The 21,399-nt window shown below is 69.5% G+C and carries 18 protein-coding genes and 1 tRNA gene; 3 read left to right on the top strand and 16 right to left on the bottom strand.

The window, feature by feature from the left end; genetic code table 11:
* Positions 1-10: 10 nt before the first annotated feature.
* From ASE12_RS12355 to ASE12_RS12345, 3 genes are all read right to left on the bottom strand, one after another.
* On the bottom strand, positions 11-673 hold the full coding sequence (locus ASE12_RS12355; protein WP_056400918.1) for a Crp/Fnr family transcriptional regulator: 663 nt from the start codon (positions 671-673) through the stop codon (positions 11-13).
* A 38-nt stretch (positions 674-711) separates the two neighbouring features.
* Positions 712-2,025, bottom strand: coding sequence for an adenylate/guanylate cyclase domain-containing protein (locus ASE12_RS12350; protein WP_162255485.1), 1,314 nt, complete (start codon positions 2,023-2,025; stop codon positions 712-714).
* A gap of 99 nt (positions 2,026-2,124) precedes the next feature.
* Positions 2,125-2,200 (bottom strand) — tRNA-Arg (locus ASE12_RS12345).
* A gap of 144 nt (positions 2,201-2,344) precedes the next feature.
* Between ASE12_RS12345 and ASE12_RS12340 the strand changes: the two genes are divergently transcribed.
* Positions 2,345-4,210 carry a hypothetical protein gene (locus tag ASE12_RS12340; RefSeq protein ID WP_056400912.1) on the top strand — a complete coding sequence of 622 codons (1,866 nt, stop codon included), beginning with the start codon at positions 2,345-2,347 and terminating at the stop codon, positions 4,208-4,210.
* Positions 4,211-4,444: 234 nt separating this feature from the next.
* Positions 4,445-6,265, top strand: a complete 1,821-nt coding sequence (locus tag ASE12_RS12335; RefSeq protein ID WP_056400911.1) for a phosphoenolpyruvate carboxykinase (GTP) — start codon at positions 4,445-4,447, stop codon at positions 6,263-6,265.
* A gap of 78 nt (positions 6,266-6,343) precedes the next feature.
* Here the strand turns inward: ASE12_RS12335 and ASE12_RS12330 are convergent, their stop codons facing one another.
* Positions 6,344-7,363, bottom strand: coding sequence for an LLM class flavin-dependent oxidoreductase (locus ASE12_RS12330; protein WP_056400910.1), 1,020 nt, complete (start codon positions 7,361-7,363; stop codon positions 6,344-6,346).
* A gap of 50 nt (positions 7,364-7,413) precedes the next feature.
* Here ASE12_RS12330 and ASE12_RS12325 point away from each other — a divergent pair, with 50 nt between their 5' ends.
* Entirely contained in the window at positions 7,414-8,775 is a 1,362-nt protein-coding gene (locus ASE12_RS12325) for a CDP-glycerol glycerophosphotransferase family protein (RefSeq protein ID WP_056400907.1), read from the top strand.
* Here ASE12_RS12325 and ASE12_RS12320 read toward each other — a convergent pair.
* The 12 genes from ASE12_RS12320 to ASE12_RS12265 all read right to left on the bottom strand — a co-directional run bounded on the left by ASE12_RS12320 (position 8,772) and on the right by ASE12_RS12265 (position 21,397).
* The gene (locus tag ASE12_RS12320) at positions 8,772-9,023 is read right to left on the bottom strand and encodes a hypothetical protein (RefSeq protein WP_056400903.1); all 252 of its coding nucleotides are present in this window, start codon (positions 9,021-9,023) and stop codon (positions 8,772-8,774) included. The genes ASE12_RS12325 and ASE12_RS12320 overlap by 4 nt on opposite strands.
* Positions 9,023-9,568: a hypothetical protein gene (locus ASE12_RS12315; protein ID WP_056400899.1), complete on the bottom strand. Its 546-nt coding sequence runs from the start codon at positions 9,566-9,568 to the stop codon at positions 9,023-9,025. The genes ASE12_RS12320 and ASE12_RS12315 overlap by 1 nt, the downstream gene beginning before the upstream one ends.
* Before the next feature lie 55 nt (positions 9,569-9,623).
* Positions 9,624-11,072 (bottom strand): MFS transporter, encoded by a 1,449-nt coding sequence (locus ASE12_RS12310; protein WP_056400897.1) that lies wholly within the window; start codon positions 11,070-11,072, stop codon positions 9,624-9,626.
* A gap of 151 nt (positions 11,073-11,223) precedes the next feature.
* Positions 11,224-12,012 carry an MBL fold metallo-hydrolase gene (locus ASE12_RS12305; RefSeq protein WP_082582238.1) on the bottom strand — a complete coding sequence of 263 codons (789 nt, stop codon included), beginning with the start codon at positions 12,010-12,012 and terminating at the stop codon, positions 11,224-11,226.
* A 59-nt stretch (positions 12,013-12,071) separates the two neighbouring features.
* The gene (locus ASE12_RS12300) at positions 12,072-13,211 is read right to left on the bottom strand and encodes a glycosyltransferase (protein WP_056400892.1); all 1,140 of its coding nucleotides are present in this window, start codon (positions 13,209-13,211) and stop codon (positions 12,072-12,074) included.
* Positions 13,212-13,270: 59 nt separating this feature from the next.
* Positions 13,271-14,386, bottom strand: coding sequence for an acyltransferase (locus tag ASE12_RS12295; RefSeq protein WP_056400888.1), 1,116 nt, complete (start codon positions 14,384-14,386; stop codon positions 13,271-13,273).
* Positions 14,383-15,495 carry an acyltransferase gene (locus tag ASE12_RS12290; protein WP_056400886.1) on the bottom strand — a complete coding sequence of 371 codons (1,113 nt, stop codon included), beginning with the start codon at positions 15,493-15,495 and terminating at the stop codon, positions 14,383-14,385. The genes ASE12_RS12295 and ASE12_RS12290 overlap by 4 nt, the downstream gene beginning before the upstream one ends.
* Positions 15,492-16,706: an acyltransferase gene (locus ASE12_RS12285; RefSeq protein WP_056400882.1), complete on the bottom strand. Its 1,215-nt coding sequence runs from the start codon at positions 16,704-16,706 to the stop codon at positions 15,492-15,494. The genes ASE12_RS12290 and ASE12_RS12285 overlap by 4 nt, the downstream gene beginning before the upstream one ends.
* The gene (locus ASE12_RS12280; RefSeq protein ID WP_056400879.1) at positions 16,703-18,067 is read right to left on the bottom strand and encodes a hypothetical protein; all 1,365 of its coding nucleotides are present in this window, start codon (positions 18,065-18,067) and stop codon (positions 16,703-16,705) included. Before ASE12_RS12280 ends, ASE12_RS12285 begins: the two co-directional genes overlap by 4 nt.
* A complete protein-coding gene (locus ASE12_RS12275) occupies positions 18,064-19,161 on the bottom strand; it encodes a glycosyltransferase family 4 protein (protein WP_056400877.1) in 1,098 nt (365 codons plus the stop codon). The genes ASE12_RS12280 and ASE12_RS12275 overlap by 4 nt, the downstream gene beginning before the upstream one ends.
* Complete coding sequence (locus tag ASE12_RS12270; RefSeq protein WP_056400874.1) at positions 19,158-20,330, bottom strand: lipopolysaccharide biosynthesis protein; 1,173 nt, start codon at positions 20,328-20,330, stop codon at positions 19,158-19,160. The genes ASE12_RS12275 and ASE12_RS12270 overlap by 4 nt, the downstream gene beginning before the upstream one ends.
* Positions 20,318-21,397: a glycosyltransferase family 1 protein gene (locus ASE12_RS12265; protein WP_082582237.1), complete on the bottom strand. Its 1,080-nt coding sequence runs from the start codon at positions 21,395-21,397 to the stop codon at positions 20,318-20,320. The genes ASE12_RS12270 and ASE12_RS12265 overlap by 13 nt, the downstream gene beginning before the upstream one ends.
* Positions 21,398-21,399: the final 2 nt, after the last annotated feature.

Genomic DNA, 21,399 nt, shown 5'->3' with positions numbered 1-21,399 from the left:
CGATCAGAGCTCATCGACCGGCTTGGAGGGTCAGCGCCTGCTCGTCGAGGATCGTCACCCTGCCGCGGGAGACCTCGACCACCCCTTCGAGCGAGAGCCGCTGCAGGACCTGGTTGATGGACGGCCGCTTGCCACCGACGATGTCCGCCAGCTGCTCCTGGGTCAGCGGGATCGTGAATCCCGACTCCCGGCCGCCGAACACGTCGGCCACATCGAGAAGCGCGCGACACAGGCGCTGGTCCAGGTCGACGTACCTCGCGTCCAACAGGTCCGCGCTGAGCTTCCTGATGCGGGCAGCCAGGAGACCGCCCACCAATCGCTCGACCCGAGGATGGCTCTCGCACAGCCGATGAAAGGCCGATTGCGTGAGCACCAGGGTCTCCGAGGCGTCGAGAGCCGCGATCGTCGCCGAACGCGGCGCCGGCTCCTGCTCGCCCAGCATCGACAGCTCGCCGAACCAGTCACCCGACCCGAGCACATTGAGCGTCGCCAGGTCGCCGTCCGGCGTGGAGACCATCACCGCGAAGTGTCCTGAGACCACCAGGTGGACCGAGTCGGAGCGGTCACCCTCGTGGAAGACGATCTCGCCCTTGTCGAAAGATCGACGTCGCGCCGCCCCCAGCACGGCCTCCTGCTCGGCATCGTCCAGCGAAGCCAGCGGTGACCAGTGCATGCCGAAGTCCTACCACAGTGAAACCTGCAATGGCAGGCTCAAGCCGGCAGCGGCTCGTACATCGCGATGGGGAAGTGAACCCCCTTGACCAGGACCTCGCCGCGCAGCTCGCAGGGGACACTGTCGGAGACAAGGTGCCAGCTCGTCTTCGACAGCAGCACGGATCCGGGTTGGCACTCGGACTGGATGCGAGCGGCGATGTTGGTCTGCAGTCCGATGCCGGTGTACGTCGCGCGCACGGCGGAGCCGAACGTACCGACGGACAGGACTCCCGTGTTGATGCCGATCCTGGCCCGGAGGTCCTGGTCGATCCCCAGCGCGTACCACTTCTGGCTCCAGACAGGCAGCGAGCGCTGCAGCTCCTGAGCGGCGCCGAGGGCAGACCTGACCTGCTCGTCTGGCTCCATCTCGTCGGGCGCGCCGAAGATCGCCATGACGCCGTCGCCGGCGAACTCGTTGAGCGTTCCGCCGTGGCTCTCGATGATCTGGGCAACTGAGCCGAGGTACTCGTTCACGATCTCGGCGAGAGCCTCCGGATCGAGCCGGTCGGCCAAAGTGGTGAACCCGATGACGTCGGCGAACCACACGGTCACCCGGCGCCGCTGAGGGGAGTCGACCGTGGTGTCGCCGTGCTCGAGGCGGTCGACCACGGCCGGCGGCGCATAGCGACGGATCAGCGCCCGGGAGCTCAGCAGCTCTTGCTGCTGACGGGCGATGACCTGCTCGTCGACGAACCGCCCGCGCAGCGTGTTCTCGATGACAAGGCTGATGCCGAGCACGATCAGGGACGTCGAGCTCAGCAGCCACAGCTGGTAGTTGAGCGTGCCGTTCCACGTCCCGTCACGGTCAGCGTTGACGACCGCGACGACGACCGCCAGTGGCACGGTCAGGAGCAGGACAAGGCCAGTGCTCCGGAACGGGAACTGCAGGATCGGCGCGAGGAACATGAAGAAGACGACCGTCGACAACAACAGGTTCGGTGTGTCGGCTGCGTCGGTCCAGTAGACGCCCAGCAAGGCACACGTGGTCGTCAGCGTCAGCACCGCCGGCGGCCACCACATGCGCATGCGGCGCTCGCCCAGCAGCGCGGGGACGAGCACCGCAGGGAGACCAATGGCCCAGCACACCGCGGTGACTCTGAACGGCAGGATCGACCCATCGAGATCGAGGACGCGCGGCAGGACGAACGGAGTGGTTGCCCAGACCACGACCGAGATCCACAGGATGGCTCGGCTGCTGGGCCACGTGCGGCTGAGGAACCACGCGTCGTACTGCGCCTCGATCGGAGCCGGGAACGTGCCGAGCACGCTCGCCCGCTCCAGGTCGGAGGGCACGAGGCGGTCGACGTCCATGGTCGGACGATACGGCCTCAGCGCCGACATCCGGCTCATGTGCGGTCAGAAACGAAAAATCCCGTCATCTCAGCGTGTCGCTGGAACGGCGGGATGGTGTGGCGCGCCCGAAGGGATTCGAACCCCTAACCTTCTGATCCGTAGTCAGATGCTCTATCCGTTGAGCTACGGGCGCATGCCCCGAAGGGCCTCGCTGAGTCTAGCGTGGCCGTGCTCGGAGAGAAAATCTGGGCACTTGGGACGACTTCGCCCGTGCCCGCTCGCCGTGCCCTACTGTTGCTCAAACAACAACCTGTCACCGATCGCGGAGGATCCCGCTATGTCACCACGCCCGCTGCGCACCCTTGCCAGCGTCACGTCCACTTTCGCGTTGGTCGCGGCCGGCATCGCCGCCACGACCAGCGCTGCTCAAGCCGTGCCGAACGTCGACACCACGACGTGCCCCGGCACGCCGGTCTGGACCGGTGGGTTCACGCCCAACCAGCCCGTGCACGGTCTCACCACGACGCACGGCATCGACCCCGAGGAGTTCACCGGCACGTACGTCGGCACGCTCGATGACGGTGCCGGACGCGGCAAGGACATCTTGGTGTTCAAGATGGCCGGCAGCCGCATCACCAAGACCAACAGCGACGGTGACGTCAGCGTCGACGCCGGGATCTGGGCCGGCATGTCCGGCTCGCCCGTCTACGACGCGGACGACAACCTGATCGGCTCCGTCTCCTACGGGTTCAGCGGCGCACCGAGCGACTACGCCGGCATCACGCCCGCCGCCGACATCCTCAGCATCGACAAGCCTGCCGCCCCGCTGGCCGCCGCCAAGACCGTGGCCGTGCCCAAGGCGATGGCGCGTTCCCTGGCCGCCACGAGCGAGTCGGCGTCCGACACCCCGTCGAGCTACTCGTCGATCCACCAGCTCGCCCTCCCGCGGGTCTCCGTCGGCACGCCCGGCAAGGACGCCACCACCATGGCGGCCAAGTCGCGCACGCTCACCAAGAAGCTGCGCGGCAAGGTCTCGTTCCAGACCGCGGCCGCTGCCGCCGACCTCCCGGCCTCCGCGATCACCGCGGGCGGCAACATCGCCACGGCATGGTCCTACGGCGACGTCACGATGGCCTCGGTCGGCACGATCACCGCGGTCTGCGGCTCCAAGGTGTTCGCCTTCGGCCACCCGGATGACTTCAGCGGCTCGTCCACCGAGACGTTCCACGCGGCCTCGGCAGCGTTCATCCAGGAAGACACCTTCGGCTCGTACAAGCTCGCCAACATCGACATGGATCCGGTCGGTCAGGTCACCCAGGACCGCCTCAGCGGCATCATGGGCGTCACGGGCCAGCTCCCGTCGACCACGTTGGTCACGTCGAACACGAAGGTCGACGGCGTCACCACCACGGCCACGACGCACGTCGCCGTTCCTGAGGCCCTCGGGTCCGCGGTCGGCAACCAGGTGTTCAACGACGTCATCGCCGGGCTCGACCAGTACTCCGGTCCGGGCGAGGCGCTGATGACGTGGAACATCAACTACACGCCCAAGGGCGGTCTGCCGGCCACGTACACGCGCACCCAGCGGATCACCTCGAGCTCGTACTTCGCCGAGGACGCGCCCTACGACGTGGCCAGCGACGTGGAGTTCCTGCAGACCGGGTCGGACACCAAGGTCACGATCAACTCCGTCACGGTGGACACCGAGCTGAAGCCGATCTACAACGCGCTGCGCATCTCGCAGATCGACGTCCGCAAGAGCGGCAAGTGGGTCAAGGTCCCGAGCGGCGGCAAGGTCCTCGCCCACCGCGGCAAGGCGTTCCCCGTGCAGGTCCACCTCGTCCCGGCCAACGGTGACTCGACGGCCGAGCCCGTGGTCACGCGCCTCGACCCGACGATCTCCACGTCGGCGTACGGCACGGGCTACCTCTCGTTCTTCGGTGGCGCGAGCTACTACGACGACGAGGAAGAGTTCACGATCGACGTCGACTCGGAGGACGAGGAGTTCTACTACGACGACGAGGAGCCCCTGACGCTTGCCCAGGTGCTCGCGGCGCTGAAGGCCCAGGTGCGGTACGACTCCGCCCAGAGCACCCAGCGCTACACCACGAAGTACGGCACTGATCGCGTCTCGCGCAAGTCGGTCGCGACGCCGGCAGTGACCAACGGCGCGGCGTACATCCGGTTGGGCTACGTCAAGTAGCCGAACCAACCAGGGAGGGGCGGTGCCGCGAGGCGCCGCCCCTCCCTGTCATATGTGTGACTATGTTCACCCCTTCTGACCAGCCCACATGCCAGATATGGCACGTAAAGTCGGCTGAATCGTCATCGCCCGTCGGTGACGATTCATCACACATCAGCTACCCGAGGCCCGCATGCCGAGGGAGTGCGAATCAATGCGCTTGGTTCGCGATGCGCGAGAAGGAAAAGTTCACACATGTCCGCAGACACCGTCATTTCCACCTACCGGACGACGCACCCCAGGCTCCAGGCCTGGGTCGACGACGTCGCCGCCCTGACCAGACCGGCCGCCATCCACTGGGTCGAAGGCACTCCTGAGGAATGGGTCTCGCTGACCGATGACCTCGTCGCCTCCGGCACCTTCGTACGACTCGACGAGTCCAAGAAGCCCAACTCATTCTGGTGCGCGTCCGACCCGAGCGACGTCGCCCGGGTCGAGGACCGCACCTACATCTGCAGCGTTGACGAGGCCGACTGCGGCCCGACCAACAACTGGATGGAGCCTTCGGACATGAAGGCGATCATGACGGACCTCTACGACGGCTGCATGCAGGGCCGCACGATGTACGTCATCCCGTTCGTCATGGGCCACCTCGAGTCCGACAGCCCCATGTTCGGCGTCGAGATCACCGACTCCGCGTACGTCGTCGCGTCGATGACCGTCATGGCCCGCGTCGGCAAGAACGTGCTGGACAAGATCGAGGAGCTCGACGCCGACTACGTGCCGGCGCTGCACTCGATCGGCGCCCCGCTCGCCGACGGCCAGCAGGACGTCCCCTGGCCGTGCAACGAGACCAAGTACATCGTCCAGTTCCCCGAGGAGCGGATGATCTGGTCGTTCGGCTCCGGCTACGGCGGCAACGCCCTGCTGGGCAAGAAGTGCTATTCGCTCCGTATCGCGTCGGTCATGGGCCGTGACGAGGGCTGGATGGCCGAGCACATGCTGATCCTCAAGCTCACCTCGCCCGAGAACGTCGTCAAGTACGTCGCGGCCGCGTTCCCGAGCGCGTGCGGCAAGACCAACCTCGCGATGGTCGAGCCGACCGTCCCCGGTTGGAAGGTCGAGACGATCGGCGACGACATCGCCTGGATCCGCGTCGGAGCCGACGGCCGCCTGTATGCCGTCAACCCCGAGTTCGGCCTGTTCGGCGTCGCCCCCGGCACCGGCTGGGACACCAACGCCAACGCGATGCGCACGATCGACCAGGGCAACTCGGTTTTCACCAACGTCGCGCTGACCGACGACGGTGACGTCTGGTGGGAGGGCATGACCGACGAGCCGCCGGCCCATCTGACGGACTGGAAGGGCCGCGACTGGACGCCGGAGTCCGACGAGGTCTCGTCGCACCCCAACAGCCGGTTCTGCACGCCGATCAAGCAGTGCCCGACCCTCGCGGCCGAGTACGACGACCCCAACGGTGTGCCGCTCGACGCGATCCTGTTCGGCGGGCGTCGCAAGACGACGATCCCGCTCGTCACCGAGGCTCGCGACTGGACCCACGGCACGTTCATGGGTGCGACGCTGTCGTCGGAGACCACGGCGGCTGCGACCGGCGCGGTCGGTGTCGTCCGCCGCGACCCGATGGCGATGCTGCCGTTCATCGGCTACGACGCCGGTGACTACTTCAGCCACTGGATCAGCATGGCCAAGAACAACGACGAGTCGAAGTTTCCCAAGATCTTCTACGTCAACTGGTTCCGTCGCGACGAGGACGGCGGGTTCCTGTGGCCCGGCTTCGGCGAGAACAGCCGCATCCTCAAGTACGTCATCGAACGCGTCGAGGGCAAGGTCGAAGCGGTCGAGACGCCGATCGGTCTCGTGCCGGTCGCCGGCGCGATCGACACGGACGGCCTCGACGTCACCGAGGAGCAGCTCGAGAAGGCCCTGCGCGTCGACGTCGACGAGTGGAAGGCCGAGATCCCGCAGATCAACGAGTGGTTCGAGAAGTTCGGCGACAAGCTGCCGACCGTCCTCTGGACCGAGCTCGACGGCCTGAAGGCCCGTCTCGAGGGCTAGTCACCAATCCCCGAGATTTGGCCGCAGATCCACGTCCCGGACGTCCTACGACGTGGATCCAAGGCCAAATCTCGGGGGCTAGGTGCGGGGTTTCCAGCCGATGGCGGGAAGCACGTGGTCGGCGAGGGCGCCGAGGAGCCGGGCGTTGTAGTCGACGCCGAGCTGGTTGGGCACCGTGAGCAGCAGGGAGTCCGCCTCGCGTACGGCGACATCCCTCGCGAGCTCCTCGGCCAACGCGTCGGGCTCGCCGACGTACGACTTGCCGAACCGGGCGATGCCGCCGTCGAGATGGCCGATCTGGTCCTCACCGCTGCGTTCACCGAAGTAGGCGCGGTCCTGCGCGTCGAGGATCGGGATGACGCTGCGGCTGACCGAGACGCGCGGCTCACGCTCCCAGCCGGCCTCGGCCCACGTGGCCCGGAACCGCTGGATCTGCTCGAGCTGGAGCTCGTCGAACGGCACCCCGGTGTCCTCCGTGAGCAGCGTCGAGCTCATGAGGTTCATGCCCTGCTGCGCGGTCCACTCGGCCGTCGCGCGGGTGCCCGAGCCCCACCAGATCCGCTCCGGGAGCCCAGGCGACTGGGGCATGATCGGCAGCGGCACCGACTGACCCGTCATCTTGGGGTCGGACATCACGACGCCGGAGCCGGCGATCGCGTGCCGGAACAGCTCGGTGTGCGCGCGGGCCATGTCGGCGTCGCTCCGGCCCTCTTCAGGCACATGGCCGAACGACTCGTAGCCGCGGATCGCGGTCTCCGGTGATCCCCGGCTGATGCCGAGCTGGAGCCGCCCGCTGCTGATGAGGTCGGCCGCGGCAGCGTCCTCGGCCATGTAGAGCGGGTTCTCGTAGCGCATGTCGATCACGCCGGTGCCGATCTCGATGCGGCTCGTACGGGCACCGACCGCGGCCAGCAGCGGGAACGGGGACGCCAGCTGGCGGGCGAAGTGGTGGACGCGGAAGAACGCGCCGTCGAGCCCGAGCTCCTCGGCAGCCACCGCCAGGTCGATCGACTGCAGCAGCACGTCGCCGGCCGTACGAGTCTGGGATCCGGGGACGGCCTGGTAGTGGCCGAAGGACAGGAAGCCGACGTTCTTCATACCCGGGTCAACGTCGGAGGACCGTGGGCTGTTCCTACTAGAGTCGGGGCGTGATCGTCGCCGCTCTGCTCGTGCTCGTCCTGGGCCTCGCGACCGGCGTCGTGGCCCGTCGCAGCGCGCTGGCCCGGCCGCCTCGGGCAGCACACTTCCCCGGACAGCCGACCCACCTCGCCGACCAGCCGCCGATCCGCTTCCGGGTCTGGGCGATGGTCGCCGCGCTGCTGACGGCCGTCGTGGTCATCGACGTCCTGTTCCAGCCCGGCACGGCTCTCGTGATCGCCGTCGTCGGCGGCCTCGGCCTGGCCGCGATCGCCGGCCTGCTCCACCGGTACGCCCGGGAGTGCGACGAGGCCCACCGTGCTGTCGAGGCGTACGCGCCGACGATCGCGATCCCCTACGCCGGCAAAGTCGGCGTGCACATCGGCATGTGGTCGCCGTGGGTCGAGCGCACCGGCGTGCACTGGTGCATCGTCGCCCGTACGCCCGCGCTGTTCCGCCAGCTCGCCGACACGTATCCCGGCACGCCGATCGTGCAGGGCCAGATCCCCGCGAGCGTGCGTGGCGCGCTCTATCCCCACGGTGCAGCGGCCAACACCGACTTCATCGCCGGCTCGTCGGCGACCCACGTGTTCCTCGGACACGGCGACAGCGACAAGCCGCTCAGTGCGTCGGAGCGGGTCCTCCAGTACGACCTCGTCACCGTCGCAGGCCAGGCCGCGATCGACCGGTTCGCCGCAGCGGGACTGTCGATCCCGGCCGACAAGCTGCGCATCATCGGCCGCCCGCAGACCGAGGGCATCGAGCCGGCGAACGGGCCGGTCCCGAGTCCCGCGACCGTGCTCTACGCGCCGACCTGGCGGCACGCCGACGACAGCCTCAACGTCTCCTCGTTGGCGGTGGCCGACCGCATCGTGCAGGCGTTGCTGGATCGCGGCTGCACGGTGGTCTTCCGCCGTCACTTCGCCGGTCAGAACCACGCCGAGGCGGAGGCGATGATCGTGCGCGTCAACGAGCTCCTGACCACCGACGCCGCTGCGACGGGTCGGCCGCATCGCGGGGGACCGTTCGCCATGGAGGAGCCGCTGATCGACGCGTTCAACTCGGTCGACGCCATGGTCTCGGACGTGTCGGGCATCGTCGTCGACTTCATGGCGAGCGGCAAGCCGTTGGTCATGTACGCCGCGCAGTACGCCGACCCCGACGCGTTCCGCGCAGCGCACCCGTCGGCGGCTGCTGCGTACGTCATCGATCGCGATCTCGTACGCCTCGACGAGGCACTGGACGCAGCCCTCGGAGACGATCCGCTGGCGGCGTCGAGGGCCGCGCGGGCCGACCACTACCTCGGAGGCCCCGATCGCGCTGATCCGGCGCGGCGGTTCATGGACCTGGTCAGGGAGCTGTCGAGCTCCTAGAACACGTGCGCCAACTGCCAGACGAGCACCACGGCGCCGAGGAGCCGGCGGAACGGCGAGGCACCGCGCACGAGTTCGTCGAGCGCCCACACGATGAGCGCGCCGGTGCCGATCCAGCGGAGCTCGGTGTCCCGCTCGTCGTACTGGCTCCAGCGCAGTGCCGTCGCCGTCAGCCAGACCCAGAGCGCGGGGTTGGGGAGCTGGACCAGCGCGAGTCGGCCGGAGCTGTCCCGGAAGAACCAGTCCATCACCGGCACCAGACCTCGGCGACGGCGACGAAGGCCGAGGACGACGGCCGGCCGGGTTCGCCGCTGAGCTGGGGTGCACCTGCGACCGGGTTGCCGTCGACGGTCAGGGTCGCGCGGCCGCACGGCGCGAGCACGAGGCTCAGGCTGTGCTCGACGCCGCCGAGCGGGAAGCTGTCGGTCGCGAACGTACGGCGGTCGAGCACGTCGGACATCCGGATCTCGAGGCCTTCGGCCCGGGCCTGCAGTCCCGTCGCCAGGTCGATGTCGACCTCGACGGCCTGCTGCTCGACGACAGGTTCGGGCCACGACAGGCCCTCCGCCTCGGGGAAGTGGCGGACGAAGTCGCGCTCCAGCCAGGTCGCCAGCGCGGCGTTCTCGCCGAGCAACCGCACCACACCATCACGCCAGAGCACGATCGCGGTGCCGCCGCCATGGATCGACCAGTCGACCTGCCACACCGACGCGTACGCCGTGAGCGTGTCACCGTCGTACAGGCGCAGGCCGGGATTGGCCCCGACCAGCACGGGCGCTCTGCTCACAGACATACCGAAGCCTTCCCCTCGAGCCACAACGTAGCGGGAGGGGAAGGCTCGGTGGTGGTCAGGCCGTGGCCGGCTCCATGAGCGACTCCGGGGAGGGCTCCTGCTCGAGCTGCTCCTCGAGCTTCTCGGCCGAGATCGTGGGGATCGCCAGACCGGCGATCGCCGCGAGCAGCAGCGCGCCACCCAGCACGGCGAAGCCGGCCGTGTAGCCGACCTCCTTGGGGAACCCGCTGGGCAGGAAGTGTGCCGTGACGATGCTGGCCATGACCGCGGTGCCGACGGAGCCGCCGATCGTACGGATGTTGGCGTTCATGCCGCTGGCGACGCCGGTCTGCTCGGGCGGGACCGCGCCCACGATGAGCCCCGCGAGGCAGGCGAACGCGAGACCGATGCCCACGCCGGTGATGCCGTTGGCGATCGCGATCTGCGCCTTGGTGTCGTGCATGTAGGCGAGCATGAACATGCCGGCGGCACCGAGGGCCGAGCCGAACACGACGACGGTCTTGGGACCGATGCGGCGGGCGATCGACGCGGCGACGAGGCCGGTCAGGAACGTCGCAACGGCCGACGGCAGCATGAGCATGCCCGACTCGGTGACGCTGGAGCCGAAGCCGTACCCGTTGGCGCTCGGCGTCTGATTGAACTGCGGGATGAAGCCGAACGAGGCGTACATGCCGATGCCGACCAGGAGCGCGACGAGGTTGGTCGTCCAGACGCCGGGCAGGCGCATCATGCGCATGTCGATCAACGGCACGGCGGCGCGCTGCTCGACCTGGATCCACGCCACCATGAGGACCACGGCCAGCACGAGGAGGCCGATCGTACGGCCGGAGCCCCAGCCCCACTTCGGAGCCTCGCTGAGGGCGAGCAGCAGGGCGACGAGCCAGCTCGACAGCAGCACGGCGGGCAGCACCGAGATGCGCCCCGGCGTACGGACAGGCGACTCGGGGACGAACAGGATCGAGGCGACGGCGGCGATCGACGTCACGATGAACGGCAGCCAGAACAGCCAGTGGTAGCCCAGGCCCGACACGATGGGGCCGGCCAGCACGATGCCCGCGCCGAAGCCGACAGCGAGCAGTGAGGAGACGACGCTGACGGCGCCGCCGACCTTGTGGTGCGGGAACTCGTCCCGGATGATGCCGAACGCCAGCGGCAGCACGCCACCGCCCACGCCCTGAATGATGCGCGCGACGATCAGGACGCCGATGCTGCCGGCCAGAGCGGCGAGCAGCGAGCCGGCGGCCAGGGCGACGAGCGAGAGGACCAGGAGTCGTTCCTTGCCGAACGCGTCGCCGAGGCGGCCCATGATGGGCGTGAAGACCGAGGCCGACAGCAGGTAGGCGGTCAGGACCCACGTCACGGTGTTCTGGTCGGTGTTGAGCTCGTGCTCGATCTCGGACAGCACCGGGATCGTGAGCGACTGCATGAGCGAGTAGGACGACACCGCCACCGCGAGCACGGCGAAGGTCAGCCAGTAGTGAGTGCGTCGGGTCGACGAAGGCACAGGAGATTCCTTGGGAAGAGCGAGGGTGGATGCGGAGCGAGGTAATTGCTCCGCGCAACCAACTATACGGAGGTCTTCTCCGGATCGCTACGTGCGCCTGATCACGCTCGCGCGCGCTCCAGGTCTCCAGATGTCAGTCGCCGCGGATGACTCAGCTCTCGGTCAGGTCGTCGAGGATGCGCTTGTCGTGTGCGTTGAACACCGTCACGCCCGCCTCGTCGTTGAGTCCGCGCAGCGTCGCGTGGTTACCGTCGAGGCGCTTGCGGTCGACCGCCATGAGGCGCTCGAAGCCGCGCAGGACGCGCAGCCTCGACAACGGAGTGCCCGAGGGAGTGGTGGCGGCGTAAAGGCTGGCGTCGAACACCGCGTCGCCGGCATGGACGAGGAGGCCACGATCCGCGGTCTCGACAGCGACCGCCGCGTGACCCTTGGTATGGCCCGGCATCGGCAGGTACGTGATGCCCGGCAGCACCTCGACGCCGTGCAGGTCGTACTTCCACGGCTCCCCCGGACCTTGGTGCGTCTGGATGCGGGGCCCGTGCGACCACTGACGCTGCGAGTAGCGCTGGCGTGACGTGAAGTCGGGGTTCAGCACGGCCCAGTCGTACTCATCGGCCGTGGTGTGGACGGTCGCTTCGGGGAAGTCGGCGATCCCGCCGATGTGGTCGAAGTCCATGTGGGTCAGCACGATGTGCTGCACGTCGCCAGCGCTGAAGCCCCTCGCCTCGACCTGGCCGACCGCGGTCTTCGCGTCGTCACGATCGGGTCGCATCAGGAATCGCGCGGGACCCATGCGCTTCGGCTCCGCGAAGTCTCGCCGACCCAGACCGCTGTCGACGAGCACCAAACCGTCTGACGTCTCGCACAGCAGGACATGGCAGACGACCTCGGTCGTCACAGGTGGGTGGAGCGACCCGCAGTTGAGGTGATGAACACGCATGGCCCCGATCCTGTCGGAGTTCCCGACGGCACGTCACCCGAACGCCGATATGAGCGGCGTCAGCGGGGCGGGTTGCCGTCCAGGTGCGCCTTGACCAGCTCGCGGATCGCCTCGACGAACACCTCTTCGTTGTAGCGCTCGGCGTGCTCCTTGATGCGGTCGACGTCCCACTCGTGCACGTCGAGCTGCGCCAGCGCGTCACGCAACGAGGCGGTCGTCGGCTCCTCGACGAACAGCGCCGTGACGTGCTCGATCATCGTCTCCATGTAACCGCCCCACCGCAGCACGATGCTGGGCTTGCCGAACGACGCCGCCTCGAGCGGGGTCAGCCCGAAGTCCTCGTGGCTGATCGCGATGAGCGCCCGTGACTGCCGGTAGAGCCAGGCGATCTCGCCGTCGGTGATGTCCTCCATGAGGCGCACGTTGTCGGGCGCGGCAGCCCGGAGCTCGGCGCCCATCGGCCCACGGCCCACGACGACCAGGCGGCGGTGCGGCTCCTTGGCGTACGCCTCGATGATCGTGCCGACGTTCTTGTAGGGCAGCAGCCTCGAGATGCACAGCTCGAACGGGTGGCCGTCGAGCCAGTCGACGATCTCCGGCATCGGCACCGACGGGCGGTCGACGGTGTTGGGGCGCGGAGCCGGCAGCACGACGGACGTACGCCCGTACTCACTGAGCACACGATCCTGCACGATGGACGAGATGGCGACGTACGCGTCGGCGGACCGGGCAGCCCGGCGGTCCCACCAGACGAGGAACGGTCGCAGCAACCTCAGGGCCACCCGCTCGGTCCACGTGGCGTTGTCGCCGAGGTAGCGGCGGGACTGGTAGAGCCAGCGAGCGGGCGAGTAGCAGTAGACGACCTTGTGGCCGGTCGACCGGAACCCGTGGGCCCAGCCGCTGCTGCTGACCAGCACGAGGTCGGCGTCGATCTTGGTCGTCGAGGCCGCAAGCGGCAGGAGCGGCAGGGCGAAGCGGTGATGGCGCCGGAAGAACCCGATGCGGTCGAGCCAGGACGTGGCGATCGGCAGGTCGCGGAACTCGGGGAACGTGGCGTCCGGGTCGTAGACCGTGGTGTGGATCGTGGCCTCGGGAAACGCCGCCGCCATGGCCAGCACGACGCGCTCAGCACCCCCGCGCTGGGTGAGGTAGTCGTGCGCGATCGCGACCGTCGGTCGGCGCAGCCCTGATTCGCTCACCTCCCCATCGAACCACGCACGGGGTTCGGCCGCCCCGGTGTGGGGCCTCCGCGCGTCGTTCAGGCGATGACGCGGGGCAGGCCGATCGCCCGGCGCAGGCCACGGCGGGCCGGTTCCTCGGCGAGGTGGAAGACCAGGGCGGCGACCGCGATCACGGCGGCGTACACGAGGAACGGCGTGGCCGCGCGCATGAAGTCGCCCGGCGGATGCCGTGGCCACAGCCAGCCGATGAAGAGCGTCGCCAGCGCGAGCGTCATGGTGTGGGTCATGTAGAGCGAGTACGAGACCCGACCCAGCCACACGACGCCGCGGGTGCTGAAGACGTAGCGGAGCGGGCCTGTCGCGCCGGCGCACGCGACGACGACGACGGCCAGGCAGGGCACCGCGGCGTACGGGTAGAAGCCGACGTGGTGTATGTCCTCGATCGAGCAGGCGACGACGATGACGACTGCGGCGACGAAGCCGGCGACGTCCCAGTGGAGCCCGTGGCGCCAACGACCGCTGCGCTGCCACGCGACGCACAGCAGGCAGCCGGTGACGAACTGCATCGCGAGGCGGGTCCAGCCGGCTTGGTAGGAGAAGAAGCCGAACCCGTGGATGTCGAGCTGGTCGAGCCGCACCAGGCCGGCGGCCGTGACGGCGATCGCGAGCAGCCACGCCACCCGCGCGGACCGCAGCCTGACCAGCAGCAGGGCCAGGACGGGGAAGGCGAGGTAGGCGCCGGCCTCGAGGCACACCGACCACGACACCGAGGCGATCGACGACCCGGGAGGTACGTGGTTGAGCAGCGCCACGTTCATGAGCACGTTGCGAGGGCTGAGGACCGAGTCGGTCAGGATCGACACGTCCGGCGCGCGGACGATGAAGAACACCGACCAGGCGAGCACCATCAGCAGGAACACCGGATAGACGCGCGCGAAGCGGAGCCACAGGAACCCCGCGGTGCCGCGCCACGACCAGCGATCGAGGACGTCGAGGTAGTTGAGCGTGATGATGAAACCACTGAGCACGAAGAACAGGTCGACACCGAGGTTGCCCCCGAGAGCCACGCTCCGGAAGTGCTCAGCCGGCGGCCAAAGCGTGATCATCAGGTTGAGCGAGTGGCACGCCAGGACCCAGATCGCGCCGACGGCCCTCAGCCCGGTCAGCTGAGGGACGTCCGGGACGCGGCTCATGCGTGGCTGCTGACCGCGGGCGCCCTGCGGGGCCGGGAGATCGCGCGCCGTGCCGGCTCCTCGACCAGGTGGTAGAACGCCGCGCCCAGAGCCACGACTGCCGTGAGGGCCAGGACGAGCACCCCCACCCGGACCGCGAACGCGGACGTCGCGATGTCGTTGCGCCGCACGATCTCCACGTAGACGAGGAAGACCACGTAGTGCGTGAGGTAGATCGAGTACGAGATGCGGCCGCCCCAGACCACGACGCGGCCCGAGAGCGCACGGGCGACCCACCCGGACGCGCCCGCGCAGCCCACGACGACGAGGCACAGGAACGGCAGGCCCGCCGGCGGGAGGTAGAGCGTCGGCGTCGGGTGACCCGTCATGATCGCGCCGAACAGGCCGGCGAACCCGATCCCGGCGATCACGTCCCATGCCGGGGATCGACCGCGGTCGCCCAGCAGCATCCAGCCACGCGCGAGCAGGCAACCGGCCGGGAAGGCCCAGCCGGCGCGCATCCACGACAGCTCGTAGAGCGAGTAGCCGAAGTCGTCGGTGTACGTCGCCGCGATCAGGCTCGCACCGGCGACCGCCACGAGCGCGGCAAGTCCGAACGCGATCCATGCCTTCGGGATCCGGACCACGGCGAGGACGAGGACGGGGAACAGCGCGTATGCGACGACCTCGCCGGGCAGCGACCACGCCGGAGGGTTGATGACCATGCCGTCGGGCAACGAGTGCAGGAACAGGGCGTTGCGGATGATGCTGCCCGGCTCGATCACGACCGACGGGATCGGCGGATCCGTCAGCCGCTGCGTGATCGCGACGAACGCGATGAACAGCGCGAGCGACAGGGCGTACACGGGATAGATGCGGGCGAACCGGTGGCGCCAGAAGTCGCGGGTACCGGCCCAGGAGAACGTGGTCATGCGCTCTGCGTAGATGTACGTGATGATGAACCCGCTCAGCACGAAGAACGTGTCCACGACGAGGCTGCCGCCGAGCGCCGGACGCGCGAGCTCGACGAGCCGGGGGAACTGCGGAACGGCCGGGGTCCAGAAGTGGCCCAGGACGATCCAGGCGGCGAAGACCCCGCGGAGCCCGGTCAGCGGGCGGATCTCCCTCATGGCACGCCGGCGCTCTCGACGCTCGCCCGGCTCGGGTTGCTGCGCATCGCGGGAGCCTCGACGAGGTAGAACGTGATGCAGGCCAGCGCGGTGGTGATCGCCGCCACGACGGCCACGCTGGCGACCATGCCGGCCGCCGAGTCCGAGCCGGCCCAGCCGTGCCGGGCGACGAGCAGGATCACGGGGTAGTGCCAGAGGTAGACGCTCAGCGAGATCTTGCCGACGAAACGCAGGGGCCTCAGGTCAGCCAGGCGCGTGAACGTGGACTCCCGGCCGCGGGCCGCGGGCTCGGTGACGACGAGCAGGAAGATGCCGGCGGCGACAGCGAACGCGGTGCCGGCGAAGCGCGAGCCCGTCGAGGTCAGTGCCAGCGCCAGGCCGAACGAGAAGAACCACGCCGGAGCACCGAACAGCCACAGGCGGCGAGCCGTGAGGCGACGCAGGCCGCCGCGCTCGATCCACACGAACAGGACGACGGCGACCATGCCGTACGCGAAGTTGTCGGCCAGCACGAACAGGCTGCGGGCGAGGACGGCGATGCCGTTGGACCCGAAGTCGGCGTCGGCCACCGACATGGGTGCCCGGTCGGCCTGCAGGGCAGCGGTCACGATCTTGCCGACGACACCGAGCACGGCGAGCGCCACCGCGGGCATCAGCGCACGCCACAGACGCGGGGCGGAAGAGCGGGAACGCAGGAAGGCGATCGCCAGCAGGGGCAGCACGACGTAGAAGCACAGCTCGGTCGTCAGCGACCACGACGGCGCGATGCCGGTCTGCAGGCCGTCGGGCGAGAAGTTCTGGACGAGCGTGAGGTTGGCGATGATGTCGGGCAGCGACGTCATGCGGCCGGAGCCGGCGTTGGTGCCCGCGCGGGCCACGTCGGTCGAGTTGTGGAGGTAGACCGCGGCGAGCACCAGGTTGGCGATCAGGAAGATCACGATGTAGCCGGGGTAGACCCGGCGCAGGCGCTGGGCGGTGTAGCGGCGGAGACTGGGGCGTGGCTGCCCCGCGGCGTACGCGCGGACGAACGGCAGGTAGATCAGGAAGCCCGACATCGCGAAGAAGTAGACGATCGCCTCGCTGAGGTACGTCAGGTGGAACCGGTCGAGCTGCAAGGGCGCGAAGAACGCGATCGTGTGGACTGCGAGGACGCAGAGGCAGGCGATGCCGCGCGGCCCGTCGAGCCCGACGAGCCGGGTGCGCCCGGTCATGGTGGGTCACCGCCGGGCTCGCCGGTCCACCGGTCGTGCGAGACGAACGCCAGCAGCACCGCGAACGACATCGTCGCCGGCGGCAGCAGCGCGACCGGGAAGTCGAGCTGCAGTGCGACGAGGGCGACCGCGACGAAGCCCGCCGCGACGACCGCCTGCGGGAAGCTTCCGCGCTGCAGCAGGCCGACGGAGCGGAACATGCCGGCGATCAGCAGCACGACGAAGAGGGCACCCACGAACACCCCCGCACGATAGACCGTCAGGAGGGGCGCGTTGGCCACGAAGTTGGTCATCTGCCCCACCGTCGGGTCGCGGAACTCCTCGATGCCCCACCCCTTGCCGAACCACCAGTGGTGCCGCATCGCGTCGGTGTAGTCGTTGAACGCCGCCCGTCGGGCCACCGTGCCGGCGTCGGTCGGGCCGAACGAGTCGAGCAGCCGGTGCCGCACGGTGGGGATCGCGAGCGCACTCACCGCAGAGGCCGCGACGGCGACGATCATGCCGAGCCGTGCGCGTACGCCGACGTTGCCGAGGACCACGATGACGATGAACGCGGCCGCGACGGTGGCGATCGACGTACGGCTGAGGGTCAGCAGGACCGCCGCACCGATGATGCCGGTCACCACGACGCGGGGGACGCCGCGCAGGAGCGCCACCGCGAGGACCAGCCCGACGACGAGGACGAACCCGCCCATGTTGGGGTCGACGTACGTCCCGGTGAGCCGCAACGAGGTCTCCTCCGAGCCCTTGACGATGCGAAGGTTGCCGCCGCGCACGTCGTAGCCGAACGCCGTGAGCTGGTCGAGCAGGTAACCCTTGCGGTCGACCGCGACGAGCAGCATGCCGACGGCGGACCCGAAGCACGCGCCCGAGACGAACGCGCGACCGAACGAGACCAGGTCGCGGGCACTCAGCATCCGTAGCGGGATGACCAGGACGAACGCGATGACCCAGCGGCCGTACTCGACGATCGAGGTCAGGTCGGGCGACGTCACGAGCACGGAGATGCCCGAGGCGATGACCGACAGCGCGATCAGGGCCTCGACCCAGCCGAGGCGGACCGGCGGGCGTACGGCCATGGCGAGCGCCACCCACACCGCGATGCCGAGCACGAGGATCAGCGGCGCGCCCAAGCCCGGGGCGGGCAGCAGCGGTGCTCCGGCGAGCACGAACCCGGTGAAGCGGAACACGGCCTGAGGATGCGCGATGACGACATAGGCCGCGATCGCGCCGAACAGCCCCATCACCGTGAGCGGGCCGATGCCGTCGGGGCCGATCAGGGCGAAGACCACGGCGGCCGTGACGATGCCTGCCAGCGCGGTCCAGGCCACCGGTTCGGTCCTCGTCTTGATGTCGGTCATGACGCGATCCAGTCCAGGACCGTGCCCTGCGGCACCCCGGCGGCCCAACGGTCGGCGTTGATCGTGTGGATGCGGGTGCCCTCGGCGGCCGCCGCGTCACGGTCCAGCAGCATCGCGCGAGCGGCCTCGACGAAGCCCTCGCGGTCGTCATGGGGTGGGATCTCGAAGACGCTCGACAGCGAGCCGACGGCCGCCGACGTCGCCACGACCGGCAGACCGCGGCTTGCGGCATCGAGGATCTTGACGCGTACGCCGCCCCCGGTCGTCACGGGCGCAACCACCGCGCGGCACGTCCCGAGGAACGCGTCGAGGTCGGGCACGAAGCCGAGGTCCTGCACGCCTGGAGGCAGCGCGAGCGTACGTTCGCGGTTGCCGACGACGCACAGCTCGGCGTCGTCGATGCCGCGCGAGATGTCGGGCCACCACTCCAGCAACGTCTCGAACGCCTGCTGGTTGGGCGGCCAGGCGCGCTCGCCGACGAACACCAGGCGCCGCCCGCTGGCTGCAACGTCCACGGCGGGCTTGGGCGCGAGCGTGACGTCCAGCCACCGCGCGCGAGGGACGCCATGCGACCGATAGTAGGCGGCTTCGTCGGCGTCGTACGTGCCAACGCCGCGTGCCGCACGGGCCACCCGCAGCTCGTCGCGGCGGATGCGGACGCTGTCGATCCGGCCCACGATGCCACGGGTCTCGGACCACACGAGCGACTCGGAGATGACGGTGTTGACCAGCAGCGGCTTGCTGCCGGCCCAACGGGACCGCAGGAACGGCTCGGCCATGTAGCTGTGGTCGGCGACGTAGACGTCCGCCTCGATCGTGTCGAGCGCCTCGACGTACGCGTCGTCGTCGAAGCGTGTGTGCACGAGGCTGCGGCGGCGACGGAGGCTGCGCAGCGCGATCGCGGCGGGGGCGACGGCGGGCTTGGGCACCTTCCAGAGATCGCCGTCGAGCCGGGTCGAGGTGACGTCCGGCGACAGGCAGAGGCCGACCGTCTCGTGCGCGCTGCGGCTGATCGCCATGAGCTCGCGCGAGATCGTCAGGTCCCCGCCGTGCGTCGTCGCGGGATCCTTGGACAGCAGGAAGGCCACCTTCACGGCGTCCGCCCCTCGTCGACCTCGACCGGCCGGTGGACGGCGCGGCCATAGGCGTACGTCATGACGATGTCCGAGACGAGGAACGCCGCCGCAGCGGCGGGCCCGCCGAGGTGGCCGACGGCCAGTAGCAGCGGGAACTTCACGGCGACCGAGATCCAGGTGACGACGGTGCGGAACCGGTCGCGCTTCTGCACCGCGAGGACCGTCGTGAAGATGCTGCTGAGCGTGCGCGGCACCGCGACGACCGCGAGGATCGCGAAGGTCCAGACCAGCTCGGCCGGCGCGTCCGCGAACGGCATGACCACGGCCACGGCCGCGACGATGCCGCCGAGGCCCAGCGACAACCGCACCGATGGACCGACCGCCGGGCCCGCGGACGCGTGGCCGCCGGCTTCGCGGAGGCGCTCGGTGAACGTGTAGCTGTAGTTCTGCCCGACCGCTGCCAACGACCAGATCAGCAGGCTCCCGTACGCGTAGTAGCCCGCCGACTCCTTGGAGGCGAGCGCGCCGAGCATGACGATGTCGGCCTGCGCGTAGACCGCACCTCCGACGGCCTCACCGATGATCGCGGCCGTGCGGGCGGTGATCTCGGGGCGCAGTGGACGGTGACCCCACGAGATCCACGCGGCCCAGGCAAGGAACGGCACGAAGCTGGCGAGCGTCCACGCAGCGATGCCCAGGAGCGTCGGGCTGTCGACGCCGAGGAAGTAGGCGGCCGTCGCACCGAAGCCGATCAGCTGTCGGGCCGTGTCGAGGCCCATCGCACGCGCGGGATGGCCGACGCGGATGAACTCGCTCTTGGCCGCGTTGAACGCCATCTCGCCGCCGGCCTTGCCGATCGCGAAGCCGCTCAGGTAGTGATCGCCCTGCAGCAGGATCGCGCCCACGGCGAGCAGTGCGAGGCCGCCGACGAGCCGTGTCGACCGGTCGCCGAGGAACGTCGGCTTGTCGACGCGCAGGATGCGGACGACGTAGTAGTGGTCGAGCGGCACGGTGATGAGCACCGAGATCGCGATGGCGATGGCGTACGCGCCGTAGACCGCGATGCCCATCTCACGGGTCAGCAGCACCGCCCAGAAGAGCCCGATGAACCGGCCGAGATACATCCACCCCGACGCCAGCACGGTCTCGGCGACCTGCCGGGAGACGCGCCGGATCACCGCGACCACGCCTGCAGGTAGGGCGCGATGGCCGACTCGACGGTCTGCGTCGCGGCGAAGGCGTCCAGGTCGTCGGTCGCCGCGCGCAGGCGGTCGGCGTCGTCGACGAGGTCGGACGCTGCCGCCGCGACCGCCGGACCGTCGCCGTCCAAGGCGATCGTCGCGCCGTCACGGGCGGCGCCCGTCAGCGGGCCGACGGCGGTGCTGAGCGAGGGGGTCCGATACGCGATCGCCCGCGTCAGGACGCTCGACGCCGGGAACACCTCGGTGCCGTAGACGTACCGGCGCTCGTACGGGAGGAGCAGCGCACGGACGGAGGCGAAGAAGTCGTCCTCGGCCCTGCCGCGCACCTCGCCGAGGATCTCGACGCCCGGTGTCGGTGGCAGGTCGGCGGTGCCGCGGCCGGCCACCCGCAACGCGATGCCGGGGTCGAGGGCCTCACGGATCGCGACGAGCTGCTCGAAGCCCTTGCCGCGGTAGACGTGGCCGAACAGGCCGACCGCGCGGGGGCGGTCAGCCGCCGGTGGCAGCGACGCGCGCTCGGGGACGAGCAGATGGCTCGCGGACTGCGAGGCGCCGATGCGCGCCGCGGTCATCGCATCGACACCCTCGGCGCTGAGCGCGAACGCGTGGACGTTCCGCATCAGGCGCCGCTCCATGCGTGCGGTCAGGCGGTTGAGCGGGAGGTGCGCACCGTGCACGACGTAGCGACTGCGGGCGAGGCCCCTGGTCAGGTAGGGATACCAGACCGGTCGCGGCGGATCGTGCAACGTTGCGGTGCGGATCGTCGCGTCGGCTCCGGCGGCCGCCCACAGGCCGGCAAGCGATCCGCCGCTGAGCTCCGCGTGCACGATGACCGGGCGGTCGCCGCGTTCCGCGAGTGCCGCGCGGAGCGCCCGTCGTACGCGAAGGACGTCCGCGATGCCGTCCTCGCGCGGCGGCCCGTGCCGCAGCTCGACGACCTCGCCGAGGTGTGGCGCTACGGCGGCGACGAAGTCGTCCGCGTGGTCGCCGACGCCCGACGTACCCCCACGGGGCGCAAGGTAGAGGAGCGTGGCGCTCGCCAGGTCGGGCACGC

Source organism: Aeromicrobium sp. Root236, assembly GCF_001428805.1.
GTDB lineage: Bacteria > Actinomycetota > Actinomycetes > Propionibacteriales > Nocardioidaceae > Aeromicrobium.
The sequence above is the reverse complement of the archived record's forward strand: the minus strand, read 5'-3'. Positions and strand labels throughout refer to the sequence as shown.

Excerpts from the sequence above, each read along its gene's own strand:
- ASE12_RS12280 (WP_056400879.1), bottom strand. The coding sequence starts at position 18,067 with ATGACCGACATCAAGACGAGGACCGAACCGGTGGCCTGGACCGCGCTG.
- ASE12_RS12350 (WP_162255485.1), bottom strand. The coding sequence starts at position 2,025 with ATGGACGTCGACCGCCTCGTGCCCTCCGACCTGGAGCGGGCGAGCGTG.
- ASE12_RS12295 (WP_056400888.1), bottom strand. The coding sequence starts at position 14,386 with ATGAGCCGCGTCCCGGACGTCCCTCAGCTGACCGGGCTGAGGGCCGTC.
- ASE12_RS12330 (WP_056400910.1), bottom strand. The coding sequence starts at position 7,363 with ATGAAGAACGTCGGCTTCCTGTCCTTCGGCCACTACCAGGCCGTCCCC.
- ASE12_RS12320 (WP_056400903.1), bottom strand. The coding sequence starts at position 9,023 with ATGGACTGGTTCTTCCGGGACAGCTCCGGCCGACTCGCGCTGGTCCAG.
- ASE12_RS12340 (WP_056400912.1), top strand. The coding sequence starts at position 2,345 with ATGTCACCACGCCCGCTGCGCACCCTTGCCAGCGTCACGTCCACTTTC.
- ASE12_RS12285 (WP_056400882.1), bottom strand. The coding sequence starts at position 16,706 with ATGACCGGGCGCACCCGGCTCGTCGGGCTCGACGGGCCGCGCGGCATC.
- ASE12_RS12335 (WP_056400911.1), top strand. The coding sequence starts at position 4,445 with ATGTCCGCAGACACCGTCATTTCCACCTACCGGACGACGCACCCCAGG.
- ASE12_RS12305 (WP_082582238.1), bottom strand. The coding sequence starts at position 12,012 with ATGCGTGTTCATCACCTCAACTGCGGGTCGCTCCACCCACCTGTGACG.
- ASE12_RS12355 (WP_056400918.1), bottom strand. The coding sequence starts at position 673 with ATGCACTGGTCACCGCTGGCTTCGCTGGACGATGCCGAGCAGGAGGCC.
- ASE12_RS12290 (WP_056400886.1), bottom strand. The coding sequence starts at position 15,495 with ATGAGGGAGATCCGCCCGCTGACCGGGCTCCGCGGGGTCTTCGCCGCC.
- ASE12_RS12315 (WP_056400899.1), bottom strand. The coding sequence starts at position 9,568 with ATGTCTGTGAGCAGAGCGCCCGTGCTGGTCGGGGCCAATCCCGGCCTG.